Annotated in this window: 10 protein-coding genes and 1 pseudogene; 9 read left to right on the forward strand and 2 right to left on the reverse strand. The window is 74.5% G+C overall.

Features of this window, described 5'->3' with window-relative positions; all coding sequences use genetic code 11:
- The first annotated feature begins 24 nt into the window (after nt 1-24).
- A complete protein-coding gene (locus E3Z34_RS04720) occupies nt 25-909 on the forward strand; it encodes a hypothetical protein (protein ID WP_134772671.1) in 885 nt (294 codons plus the stop codon).
- Nucleotides 878-2,737: a DUF5719 family protein gene (locus E3Z34_RS04725; protein WP_134772672.1), complete on the forward strand. Its 1,860-nt coding sequence runs from the start codon at nt 878-880 to the stop codon at nt 2,735-2,737. The genes E3Z34_RS04720 and E3Z34_RS04725 overlap by 32 nt, the downstream gene beginning before the upstream one ends.
- Nucleotides 2,738-2,775: 38 nt before the next feature.
- Here E3Z34_RS04725 and E3Z34_RS04730 read toward each other — a convergent pair whose 3' ends face one another.
- On the reverse strand, nt 2,776-3,162 hold the full coding sequence (locus E3Z34_RS04730; RefSeq protein WP_134772673.1) for a metallopeptidase family protein: 387 nt from the start codon (nt 3,160-3,162) through the stop codon (nt 2,776-2,778).
- 82 nt (nt 3,163-3,244) lie between these two features.
- Between E3Z34_RS04730 and E3Z34_RS04735 the strand changes: the two genes are divergently transcribed.
- The 4 genes from E3Z34_RS04735 to E3Z34_RS04750 are packed head-to-tail and all read left to right on the forward strand — an operon-like array spanning nt 3,245 to nt 6,603.
- On the forward strand, nt 3,245-3,619 hold the full coding sequence (locus tag E3Z34_RS04735; RefSeq protein ID WP_134772674.1) for a DUF3499 domain-containing protein: 375 nt from the start codon (nt 3,245-3,247) through the stop codon (nt 3,617-3,619).
- A 47-nt stretch (nt 3,620-3,666) separates the two neighbouring features.
- Entirely contained in the window at nt 3,667-5,091 is a 1,425-nt protein-coding gene (locus E3Z34_RS04740; RefSeq protein WP_134772675.1) for a phosphomannomutase/phosphoglucomutase, read from the forward strand.
- A 2-nt stretch (nt 5,092-5,093) separates the two neighbouring features.
- The gene (locus E3Z34_RS04745) at nt 5,094-5,309 is read left to right on the forward strand and encodes a Trm112 family protein (protein WP_134772676.1); all 216 of its coding nucleotides are present in this window, start codon (nt 5,094-5,096) and stop codon (nt 5,307-5,309) included.
- 7 nt (nt 5,310-5,316) lie between these two features.
- Nucleotides 5,317-6,603, forward strand: coding sequence for an SIS domain-containing protein (locus tag E3Z34_RS04750; protein WP_134772677.1), 1,287 nt, complete (start codon nt 5,317-5,319; stop codon nt 6,601-6,603).
- A 55-nt stretch (nt 6,604-6,658) separates the two neighbouring features.
- Here the strand turns inward: E3Z34_RS04750 and E3Z34_RS04755 are convergent, their stop codons facing one another.
- On the reverse strand, nt 6,659-8,155 hold the full coding sequence (locus E3Z34_RS04755; protein ID WP_134772678.1) for an HNH endonuclease: 1,497 nt from the start codon (nt 8,153-8,155) through the stop codon (nt 6,659-6,661).
- Nucleotides 8,156-8,336: 181 nt separating this feature from the next.
- On the opposite strand from E3Z34_RS04755, the pseudogene kynA reads away from it, so the two are divergent.
- From kynA to E3Z34_RS04770, 3 genes and pseudogenes are all read left to right on the forward strand, one after another.
- Nucleotides 8,337-9,228: pseudogene (gene kynA, locus E3Z34_RS04760) on the forward strand (tryptophan 2,3-dioxygenase).
- Nucleotides 9,225-10,463: a kynureninase gene (locus E3Z34_RS04765; RefSeq protein ID WP_134772679.1), complete on the forward strand. Its 1,239-nt coding sequence runs from the start codon at nt 9,225-9,227 to the stop codon at nt 10,461-10,463. Before kynA ends, E3Z34_RS04765 begins: the two are co-directional and overlap by 4 nt.
- 10 nt (nt 10,464-10,473) lie before the next feature.
- Complete coding sequence (locus tag E3Z34_RS04770) at nt 10,474-11,955, forward strand: mycothione reductase (protein WP_134772680.1); 1,482 nt, start codon at nt 10,474-10,476, stop codon at nt 11,953-11,955.
- The last annotated feature ends 16 nt before the right edge of the window (nt 11,956-11,971 follow it).

An 11,971-nucleotide genomic window follows, 5' to 3' on the forward strand; every position in this document is an offset into this window, starting at 1 on the left:
GCGCTCCTCACCGTCCCCGTCGCCATGACGCCCCTGTTCACGACCTCCACGGGAGCGTTGACCCCCGGCGAGTCTGCCGTGCCCGCCGTCGCGGCCGAGCAGGCCCGCGGCCCCTACGCCCTGCGCACCCTGGTGCTCGAGCCAACCGGGGTGTCAGCGGACGGCGGGGGTGTGACGGACGGCGCGGACGGCGCGGGGGGCTCGGATGTCGCGGACACCATCCGCGTGGACCTCCTCGCCGCCGAGCCGGAGCCCGCCAGGATCCTGCGTGACCGGACGGCCGAGCTGTGGGTGCCGGAGACGGCCGGGCTGCCGGACCCGGGGAGCGAACGGGCCGAGGTGGCGGTCGTCGAGGCGCTCCTCGAGGACGCCGAGGCGGACCAGGTCGGTGAGAGGCTGCTCGCCACGGGCGCCGGGTACGTCCTGCTGCGCGCCGGCGAGGATCATCCGCTGGCCCGGGTCGTGGACCGGGTGGCCGGGCTCACCCGGGTCTCCAGCCCTCCCGGCCAGGTCCTGTGGCGGGTGACCGAGGGGCAGCCCGGCCGCCTGCGACTGCTGGACGCGGGCGGCACGGCCGTCGGACGGGTCGACGTGACCGGGCCGCACGCCCGGTCCGACGCGGTGCTCGACCTGCCCCAGGCCGTGGACCTGGTCGTGGCGGAGGGGGAGGGGTGGCAGCGCGCCGCCCGTGTCACCGTGGACGGGGAGCCCGTGGCGGTCGAGGGGTCACGGGTGCCCCTGCCGGCCGGCGCGCGCGAGCTCGAGATCGAGGTGCGCCGCCCGGGCCTGACCTGGCACCTGGTCGCGCTGGCCCTGGCGGTCGTCACGGCGTTCCTGGCCCTGCCGTTCGGCCGGCCGAGGACGAGGAGGAGTCAGCATGAGCGCGGAGGAGCAGGCCCCGGCGGGTGACGGAGGCTCCCCGGGGACGGTGCGGTCGCGTCGGGTGGTCGCGGGGCGGGTGCGCCTGGCCGTCGCCGTGCTCCTCGGCGGTGGGCTGCTGTGGGCGGCGACCGCCACCGACAGCACCTGGGGAGCCCTGCCCGGCTCTCTCGACGGGGCGGCGGGCACCGGCAGCGGTGCGTCCTTCGTCCGTTCGGCCTCCCTGGTCTGCCCGGGCTGGCCCGGTGGCGACGGCGAGGCCCAGCAGGTGCAGGTGCGCGGAGCGAGCGCACCGGCCGAGCTGGGGGCCCGGGCCGACGTGGGGGACGGTGCCACGCTCGAGGCCCCGGAGGAGGGCTCCGCGATCCGCTTCCCGTCGGGAGGCGCGCCGGACGCGCTGGAGGTCGACGGGGGGTGGAGCACGGCGGCGGCCGGGCCCGACGCCGCACCAGGTCTGGTGGCGGCCCAGCTGAGCCTGTCAGCGCAGCAGGGTGGTCGGGGGCTCGCCCACACCCCCTGCCGGGCTCCGGCGGAGGTGATGCACCTGCTCGGGGGTGGGCCCGGCGCCGGGCGCACCGAGCAGGTCGTCGTGGTCAACCCCGGGGCCGACCCTGTCACCGTCACGCTGGAGGTGAGCGGTGCGGACGGCCCGGCCGAGGTGAGCGGCGGCACGGGTCTCGTGGTGCCGCCCCGCGGGAGCGCCGCATACCTGCTCGACGCGCTCGCCCCGGGGGTCGAGGCACCGGCGGTCACGGTGACGGCCGAGGGGGGCCCGGTCACGGCCCATCTGCTCGAGCGACAGCGGCAGGGGAGCGTCGACCTGGGGGTCGATCTCGTGCCGGCCGCCGCCCTGCCCGGTCTCGACCTCGTCGTGCCTGCCCTCCCCGGCCCCGATCACGGCGGCAGCGGGTCCCGCAGCCTGGTCCTGAGGCTGCACGCACCTGCGGAGGAGGCCGTCGTCGAGCTGCGTGCCCTGACCCCCCGGGGCGCACGGACCCCGGAGGAGCCGGTGGTCCGGGTGCCTGCGGGCAGCACGGTGGAGGTCGACCTCGAGGAGCTGGACGACGACGTGCTCGGGCTGCGTCTGCGCTCCGACGTGCCCGTCACCGCGGCGGCGCGGCTCCGGGTCGAGCCGACCTCGGACGATCCGGTCGTCGTGGAGACCACCGACGATCCGGGCGTGTCCTCCTCGGACCCCGACGACGCCGTGACCACTGCGGCGCCCGACGGCTCGACGACGACCTCACCGGACGGCGACGCCACGAGCGCCTCACCGGATGACGAGGCCACGGCGCCGGACCTGGACGAGGCCGGGACCACCGCAGCGCCGGATGAGGACGGGACCACCCCGGTGCCCGACGAGGCCGCGACCACCGCGACCCCGGACCAGGCCGCGACCACCGCGACCCCGGACCAGGCCGCAACCACCGCGGACCCGGAGCCAAGGCAGCGCGTGGTCCGGCCGGCGGGCGAGCTGGCCTGGGTGACCGCCACGACCCTCGCGCGCAGCCCCGTGGGCACCACGCTCCCCGGGGACGACCTCACCGTCGACGGCCGGGCCGTGACCGCCTCGCTGGCCGTCTCCGTGGTGGACGCCACCCAGGCTCAGGTGGTCTGGCTGGGGCAGGACCGCGAGGTGACCGTCGAGGAGCTCGACCTGGCCAACGACACGACGGTCCTCGTGGACGTGCCTGCGGGAGCGGCGGCGGTGTGGGTCCGACCGGTCGGCGTGGCGGGGATCGCGGCGGCCCTGCACCTGAGCGGGGTCGACGACGTCGGTCCCTACCTCGGTGCCGCGACCCTGCCGGTCGTGCCCTGGACGCGGGAGCCGACCCAGGTGCTGCCCGCGCTGCCCTGACGAGGGTCGGGCTGAAGGGGACGGGCTGATGGGGCCGGCTAGAGGAGGTCCTCCGGGTCGCGGCCGAGCATCCGGGCCACCTGCTCCGTGACCACCTCGCTCACGAGGGCGGCCAGCTCGCTCTCGTCATGGGCGCGCTGCATGACCGGCCGGCGGTAGATCACCAGCCTCGCCGGGAGCCCCCGCTCGGCGGGGAAGAGCCGCCCGAGGGCCACACCGTGCTCCCAGGGCGCGGGGTCAGACGGGGGGACCTCCTCGACGGCGAGCTCCAGGCCGAGCTCGTGCCCCACCCGTCGTTCCACGGTCTCCGCCGCGTCCAGGACCAGCTCGTCGAAGTGCGCACGTCGCGAGGTCATCACCGGCACCGATGGCCAGGCCAGCGGACCGCGCAGCCCGCGCCCCCGCCGGTCCCGTCGTGCAGCCACAGTCGCGACCCTAGCCGACGAGTTCGCGGGCAGCCGGGGTGGCAGCGCGGGTTTGTCCGACCGGCGGCCTACAGTGTCCGTCGTGACCCTGATCCGCCAGTGCTCCAAGACGGCGTGCGTTCGCCCTGCCTCGTCGACGTTGACCTACGTCTACGCCGAGCAGACCGCGGTGATGGGTCCGCTGGCGACCTTCGCCGAGCCGCACAGCTACGACCTGTGCGAGGAGCACGCCTCCCGGTTGACCGCCCCCCGGGGGTGGGACGTCGTCCGTCTGGAGCTGCCCGAGGGTCAGCCCCGACCGCCCGTGGACGACCTGGCGGCCCTGGCCGACGCCGTGCGGGAGCACCGGGGCGTCGTGCGGTCCGAGCCGGGCGCGGGTCCCGACGAGGTGGAGTACGGAGCGACCGTCACCGAGATCGCCCGGCGGGGTCACCTCCGCGTGCTCCGCGACCGCTGAGACCGGTCGGCGGTCGACCGGCTCGCTCGTCGGTAGGCTTGGCGCTCGTGACCGACGTGAGACTGGCCGACTTCGTCAAGGCCTACGACGTGCGCGGCCTGGTGCCCACGCAGCTCAACCCCCGCGTCGCCCAGGCCCTCGGGTCGGCCTTCGCCCAGGTCGTGGCCCAGCCCGACGGCGATCGGGGGGTCGTCATCGGTCATGACATGCGCGAGTCCTCCCCGGAGCTCGCCCGCGCCTTCGCCGCCGGTGTCGCGGGGCACGGCCTGGACGTGACGATGATCGGCCTGTGCTCGACCGACGGGTTGTACTACGCCAGCGGGTCCCTGGACCTGCCGGGGGCGATGTTCACCGCCAGCCACAACCCTGCCCAGTACAACGGCATCAAGCTGTGCCGCCGGGGAGCCCGGCCCGTGAGCCAGGACAGCGGGTTGGCGGAGATCCGTGACCTGGCCCAGTGGACGCTCGACCGTGCCGAGGTGCACGGGGTCGTCCCGTCCGGTCGGCCCGGGAACGTCACGGAGACCGACCTGCTCGCCCCGTACGCCGCATACCTGCACTCGCTGGTCGACCTCTCGGCGATCCGCCCGCTGCGGGTGGTCGTCGACGCCGGCAACGGCATGGCCGGCCTGACCGTGCCGGAGGTGCTGGGTCTCGACGGGCTGCCGCTGGACGTTGTTGCCCTGTACTTCGAGCTGGACGGGACCTTCCCCCACCACGAGGCCAACCCCCTGGATCCGGAGAACCTGCGCGACCTGCAACGGGCCGTGCGCGAGCACCACGCCGACCTCGGCCTCGCCTTCGACGGGGACGCGGACCGCTGCTTCGTGGTCGACGAGCGGGGGGAGCCGGTCAGTCCCAGTGCCATCACCGCGCTGGTCGCCGCCCGCGAGATCTCCCGGGCGGTGGCCGCGGGTCAGGATCCCGGCGACGTCGCGGTCGTGCACAACGTCATCTGCTCCCGCGTCGTGCCCGAGACCATCGCCGAGCTCGGCGCGCGAGCCGTCCGCACCCGCGTCGGCCACTCCTTCATCAAGGCGCACATGGCCGAGCACGAGGCGGTCTTCGGCGGTGAGCACTCGGCCCACTACTACTTCCGCGACTTCTGGTACGCCGACACCGGGATGCTCGCGGCGCTGCACGTGCTCGCCGCGCTGGGCGAGCAGGAGGGTCCGCTGTCGCAGCTGGTCGCCCGCTACGACCGGTATGCCGCCTCCGGCGAGCTCAACTCCCGTGTCACCGACGTCGCGGGGGCGACCGCACGGGTGCGGGACTGGGCGCTGGCGCAGGGGGCCACGGAGGACGCGTTGGACGGTCTGACGATGACGCACGAGGCTGACCCCCTGTGGTGGTTCTCGTTGCGCCCCAGCAACACCGAGCCGTTGTTGCGGCTGAACGTCGAGGCGAAGGACGCCGCGACGATGGAGCAGGTCCGGGACGCCGTCCTGGACCTGGTGAGGCAGGAGGCCTGAAGGTGGCACGACCCGAGTACGACGCGTGGGTGCGCGAGATCCTGCGCTGCCCGGTGGGCCGGCACGAGCTCGTGGACGTGGAGGACGAGCAGGGGCGTCCGGCGCTGCAGTGCGCCGTCGACTGCGACGGTCCCGGCCGCCGCCGCCGCTACCCGGTGGAGGGTGGCATCCCGGTGCTGCTGGCCGACGACGCCGTCATCGTCACGGTGACGGGCTGAGCCCGCCGTGCCGTACATCGACGAGGCCCTGCTCGACGACCCGGAGGAGCTGCAGCGCAAGGACTCCCGGGACACCCTGAGGGCGTTGGCCTCGGCGGGGGCCCAGGTGCGGGAGGCCGCGACGCTGGCCGGTGAGGCGGGCGTGGACCGGCTCGGATCGATGGACCGACCCCGGTCGGTGCTCGTCGCCGCGATCGGGGGCTCGTCCATCGTGGCCGAGGTCCTGGAGCTGCTGGCCGAGCCGGGCTCCCCGGTGCCAGTGCAGGCGCGCCGCAACCTGCCTCTCCCGGGCTGGGTCGGGCCGCTCGACCTTGTCGTCGCGGTCTCGCTCTCCGGCCGGGCCCCGGGCCCTCTGGCGGTGGCCGCGGAGGCGGCGCGGCGCGGCGCCATGCTGCTCACGGTGGGCGCCGACGACTCCCCCCTGGCCGAGGTGTGCCGGCGGGCGCGGGGCGTGCACGTGGGCGTGGGCGCCGGACGCACCAGCTCGCGGACGGCGCTGTGGACGCTGCTGACCCCGGTCCTGCTGGGGGCCGACCGTCTCGGGCTGCTCGACCTGCCGGACGCGCAGCTGCAGGCGGTGGCGGACCGGCTGGACGAGCGCGCGGAGGAGATGCGCCCGTCCTCGGAGGCCTTCGTCAACCCGGCCAAGGTGCTGGCGGTCCAGCTCGCCGAGACGGTGCCGGTCGTCCTGGGTGACGGCCCGCTGGGTGGTGTCGCGGCCGCCCGGGCCTCCTCGATGCTGGCGCGCACGGCGAGGATCCCGGCGCCCTTCGGCGAGCTCCCCGACGCCGCCAGCGGGATCGTGGCGACCTTCGACGGTCCCTACACCGGCCTGGGCGGTCGCCGCGCCGGCACCTACGACGACACCCGGATCCGGCTGGGGGACATCGACACCTCGGGCTGGGAGCCCCACCACTTCAGCGAGCCGGAGGGTGAGCTCATGGAGCGGCCCCGTGGACCCCAGGGCGGCCGGGGGCGGGACATCTTCGCCGACCCCTACCTCGACGGACCGACGCTGCCCCAGCTCGGCCTGCTGATGCTGCGCGACGCCCCGCCCGAGGTGCCCACGAGGGAGTCCGCGCAGGCGCAGGCTCTCACCGACGCTGTCCTGGAGACGGCGCGCGAGGCCGGCGTGCGGGTGATGGAGGTGCAGGCAGGCGTGGGCGCACCCCTCGTCCGCCTCGCCGACCATGTGGGGATGGTCGACTTCGCGGCGACCTACCTGGCGATCGGTCTCGGTCTCGACCCGTCGGTCAGCCCGCACGTCGCGGACCTGCGGGACCGCACGCGCTGACGGGACGAGGGGCAGGGTCGTCACCGGCCCTCGTCCGGTCCGACGTCGACCTCGGTCAGGGGGTCCCACTCTCCCGGTGGTCGCCCTCCCCGGGCCGTTCGTCGTCCGCCGCCCACCACGGTGGGTGAGGACCGTGCCACCTGGCCGCCAGGTCCTCCAGCGTGTCGAGCACCGGGGGCGGCATCGTATGGTGCGTCTGGCCGTAGCGGGTGCGGATGCGGACCGCACGGGTGCCGTCGGCCGCGGTCGTGACCTCCGTCGTCACCCCTTCAGTCTCCTTGTCCAGGTTGCAGGACCGGCACGTGCCCTGAGCGTTGCTCGCCGTCGTGGCGCCACCGTCGCGTGCCCGGACGAGGTGGTCGACGTCCTGGATGGGGGCGTGGCACCACGGCACGGCGCACTCCTGGTCGCGGGTCACCACCAACCTGCGCAGCGGCCCGGTGAACAGTCGGCGCCGCCCGTCGACGTCCTGGACGGTGGAGTCGACGGGGTCGAGGAAGAGTCGGCGCAGCCAGGCCCGGGAGGACCCGACGTCGCCGCCACGGCTGCTCCCCGTGGCGGCGATCAGACGCGCCAGCACGGCCGGGACAGGGCCGTAACCGGGCACCCGGGCGGAGTCAGCACCGTCGTCGACGAGCGATCGGTCCGTCATGACCAGCCCGATCTCGACGGGCATCCCCTCCCGCGCCGGATCCACGCCCGTGACGCGGTGGACGAGCTCGTCCGCCCTCAGCTGGGCCACGGTCGGGACGTCATCACCGGACCCGGTTGCCCCGGCGGCCCGTGCCGCCCGGGCGTGCTCGTCCAGCGCCTTGTGCACCGCGACACCCTCGACCAGGGGGAGGAGCCCGCCCAGCCTCACCATGCCGTCGGCCGCAGGCCGGATCGAGACGTAGCGGTCCTGGAGGGCACGGGTGTGCCGCTGCACGAATCCCCTCCGGTCGGTCTCGTAGGCCAGGGACGCCGCCTTCTTCGCCAGCCGCCCCTCCGAGCAGGTCCCGAGGACGGGCGCCAGCCGGGAGTCGACCTCCCGCGCCTCGCCGTCCCCGAGGTCCTGCGTCTCCCGGACCACCAGGGACGCCGCCCACTCCGAGATCCGCCCGTCGCGGAGGGCCTGGAGCGTGTGGGGGAGCCGGTCGTGCAGCGACCGGGCCATCCCGATCAGCGCCCGGGACCGGTGCGGCGAGACGCCCCGGGCGAGCGACACCTCGAGCGTCACACCCTCCCGCTCCCGTCGGCGATGGCCCAGCTCACCTCTGGTCGGCTCCCGCTCCAGAGCAGCCTGCTCGTCCAGGTCGACCGTGAGGGCGGCCTGGGCGCCGGCGCAGACGTTCTTGAGGCGCTCCAGCTCGGCCAGGACAGCCACGCGCTGCGCCTGGTCCATCGGCTCGCCCGCCCCCGCGAGCAGGTCGGCGAGCTGCCGGACCTGCACGAGCACCCCCGGTGCCGGCCCCCGGAGCGACACCCCCCTGGGCGTGGTCACGGACACCGACGCTCCTGCGGCCACCACCTCGCGCGGCGGCGGAAGCCCCTGCTGGGTCGCGACCGACATACCCACCCCCCGTTCGGTGCACCCCCTCCCGAGATGCAACTGCCACGCACGCTAACCCCCACCACCGACAAGCCTCCTGACCTGCGGAAACAACCCCGTGTGCCACACTCCGGGGGTGAGCGACCCGGCCCAGCCCCCCGCCCCTCCGCGTGACCGCGACCGTGACCGTGACCTCGACCCCATCGCGCGCCATACCCGGTCCCGGCGCGAGTTGGAGGACGGCATCGAGCAGGACTTCCGCCGCAACCTGTCCTACGGCGAGTACCTCGACCTGCACCGCGTGCTCTCGGCCCAGCACCCGCAGGCGGTCCCCCCGCGCCACGACGAGCTGCTCTTCATCATCCAGCACCAGACCTCCGAGCTGTGGCTCAAGCTCATGCTCCACGAGCTCACCTCGGCCCGGGAGCTCGTCCGCTCCGACGACCTGCAGCCGGCGCTGAAGCGGATCGCTCGCGTCAAGCACATCCAGCACACCCTCACCGAGCAGTGGTCGGTGCTCGCCACGCTGACGCCCAGCGAGTACGCCCTGTTCCGCTCCTTCCTCGCCACGGGTTCGGGCTTCCAGTCCTGGCAGTACCGCGCCGTCGAGTTCTCCCTCGGCAACAAGAACGCCGACATGCTGCGGGTCTTCGCCCACGACCCCGAGGTGCACGCGGAGCTGGACCGGCTCCTGCACGAGCCCAGCCTCTACGACGAGGTGCTGCGCTGGCTCGCCCGGCAGGGTCACCCCGTCCCGGCGGAGGTGCTCGACCGGGACGTCACCGCGCCCTACGAGAGCCACGAGGGCGTGGTCGACGTCTTCGCCGCGTCTACGCGGACCCGGCACGGCACTGGGTCGAGTACCACGTCGCCGAGGACCTCGGGACGTGGAGGACAACTTCCAGGTATGGCGCTTCCGTCACCTCAAGACCGTGGAGCGGATCATCGGCTCCAAGCGGGGGACCGGCGGGTCCTCCGGGGTGCCCTTCCTGCGCCGCGCGCTCGACCTGACGTTCTTCCCCGAGCTCTACGACGTGCGGGCCCGGGTGCAGGACGTCACGCCGGAGGGCTACCACGGGGGTGAGGGCGCGTGAGCACCGCACCGACCCGGGAGGACGCGCAGCGGCTCGACGCGGCCGACCCGCTGGCCGCCCACGCGGCCCGGTTCGAGAGGGCCGAGGGCGTCGTCGCCTACTTCGACGGCAACAGCCTCGGGCGACCCGTCGCCGGCACCGCCGAGGAGATGGCCCGCTTCGTCGGGCACGACTGGGGCAGCCGGCTCATCCGCTCCTGGGACGAGGCCTGGATGGGGTGGCCGGAGGAGACCGGCGACCTCGTCGGCTCGGCAGCCCTGGGCGCCGCTCCGGGCCAGACGGTCGTCGCCGACTCCACGACGGTGCTGCTCTACAAGGTCCTGCGGGCCCTGGCGGACCACCAGGTCGCGGTCGACCCGCGCCGGACCGAGCTGGTCCTGGACACCGACAACTTCCCGACCGACCGCTACGTGGCCGAGGGGATCGCCGCCGAGCGGGGTCTGACCCTGCGCTGGATCGACGTCGACCCGGCCGCGGGCGTGACCCTCGAGCAGGTCGAGGAGGCGGTCGGGCCCCGCACCGGGGTGGTCCTGCTCTCGCACGTCGCCTACAGGTCGGGCTGGGTCGCCGACGCGGGGCCGATCACGGCGGCCGTCCACGACGCGGGCGGGCTCGTCCTGTGGGACACCTGCCACTCCGCGGGCTCGGTGCCGGTGCACGCCGACGACTGGAGGTGGGACGCCGCGGTGGGGTGCGACTACAAGTACCTCAACGGTGGCCCGGGGGCGCCGGCGCACGCCTACCTCGCGCGCCGACTCCACGACCTGCCCACGCTGCGGCAGCCGGTACAGGGCTGGATGGGCCGGCGTGACCCCTTCCTCATGGAGCAGGGCTACGTGCCCGCCGGGGGCGTCCGGTCCCTCGTCAGCGGCACCCCTCCGGTCGTCGGGATGCTCCCCCTCCGGCGGGCCCTGCGGATGCTCCAGGAGGCCGGGATCGAGCAGGTCCGGGAGAAGTCGTTGCGGCTGACCGACCTCGCGCTGCAGATCGTCGACGCCTGGCCCGCCGAGCTCGGCGTCACGGTGGCCAGCCCTCGCGAGCGGGCCCGGCGCGGGGGCCACCTCACCCTGCGGCACCCGGACTTCCGCGAGGTCAACGCCCGGCTGTGGGAGCGCGGGGTCATCCCCGACTTCCGTGCCCCCGACGGGCTGCGGCTGGGGCTGGCGCCCCTGTCCACGACGTTCGTCGAGGTGTGGGACGGTCTGGCCGCGGTCCGGGAGGAGCTCGGCGGATAGCCTCGTGCCCGTGAGCGAACCCACCTCCTTCGACCTCGTCATCATCGGCAGCGGCTCCGGCAACTCCCTGGTCACCCCGGACCTCGAGGGCGGCCGCACCGCTGTCGTCGACGGAGGGCCGCGCTTCGGAGGCACCTGCCTCAACGTCGGCTGCATACCCACCAAGATGTTCGTGCACGCCGCCGAGGTCGCCGCCACCGTGCGGGACGCCGCACGCTTCGGGGTCGACGCCACGCTGGACGGGGTGCGCTGGCGCGACATCCGGGACCGCATCTTCGGTCGGATCGACCCGATCAGCGACGGCGGGCGCGACTACCGCCGCGACGCCGACCACACGGAGGCCTACCTGGGGCACGCCCGGTTCGTCGACGACCGGGTGCTGGAGGTGGAGATCACCCGCCCCGGCGGGGGGCACGAGGTCGGCTCCGTCCACCGCATCACCGGGGACTCCGTCGTCATCGCCGCCGGTGCCCGACCGCACGTCCCGCAGCCGGTGCTGGACTCCGGCGTCCCCTTCCACACCTCCGACACGGTCATGCGCATCGAGGAGCTGCCCGCCAGCATGGTCATCCTGGGCGGTGGGGTCATCAGCGCCGAGTTCGCCCACGTCTTCTCCTCCCTCGGGGTGCGGGTGAGCGTGGTCGTCCGGGGCGGGCGGATGCTCAGCGCGGTGGACGCCGAGATCTCGGCTGCCTTCACCGACCTGGCCCGCGCCCAGTGGGACCTGCGCACGAACGCCCCCGTAGGAGCCGTGCGGGCCGGCGGGGAAGGGGTCGAGCTGCTCCTGGACGACGGCTCGATCGTCACCGGCGAGCTGCTCCTCGTGGCGACCGGCCGGGTGCCCAACACCGACGACCTGGGGCTCGAGCGCACGGGGGTGCGTCTGCACGACGACGGGCGGGTGGTCGTCGACGAGCACGGCCGCACCGACGTGGACGGGGTGTGGGCGCTCGGGGACGTGAGCTCCCCGTACCAGCTCAAGCACGTGGCCAACCAGGAGGCGCGGGTCGTCGCCCACAACCTGGCGCACCCCGACGACCTCATGTCCTTCGACCACCGCTACGTCCCCGCCGCCGTCTTCACCCACCCGCAGGTGGCGCACGTGGGCCTGACCGAGCAGGAGGCCCGGGACCAGGGGTATGACGTGACCACCAAGACGCAGCGCTACGGCGACACCGCCTACGGCTGGGCCCTGGAGGACACCACGGGCCTGTTCAAGCTGGTCGCCGACCGGCGGACCGGTCGGCTGCTGGGCGCCCACGTCATGGGCCCGCACTCCTCCACGCTCGTCCAGCCCGTGATCCAGGCCCTGTCCCTCGCCGGCCCCGGGGGAGGACCCACCGCGCTCGAGCTCGCCCGGGGGCAGTACTGGATCCACCCCGCCCTCGCCGAGGTCCTGGAGAACGCCCTCCTCGGGCTGGAGGTCGCGCCCCACCACGACGTGACCGCCGACTACGACCCCAGCGGCGAGGAGGTCGACGGCAGCGGCTGAGCAGGGACTCCCGGGC

Origin of the sequence: Ornithinimicrobium flavum (assembly GCF_004526345.1) — a bacterium.
Classification (GTDB): Bacteria; Actinomycetota; Actinomycetes; order Actinomycetales; family Dermatophilaceae; genus Ornithinicoccus; species Ornithinicoccus flavus.

Bases quoted from the DNA above. Each gene is read 5' to 3' on its own strand.
- E3Z34_RS04720 (WP_134772671.1), top strand. From the start codon at position 25: ATGACGCCCCTGTTCACGACCTCCACGGGAGCGTTGACCCCCGGCGAG.
- E3Z34_RS04725 (WP_134772672.1), top strand. From the start codon at position 878: ATGAGCGCGGAGGAGCAGGCCCCGGCGGGTGACGGAGGCTCCCCGGGG.
- E3Z34_RS04755 (WP_134772678.1), bottom strand. From the start codon at position 8,155: ATGTCGGTCGCGACCCAGCAGGGGCTTCCGCCGCCGCGCGAGGTGGTG.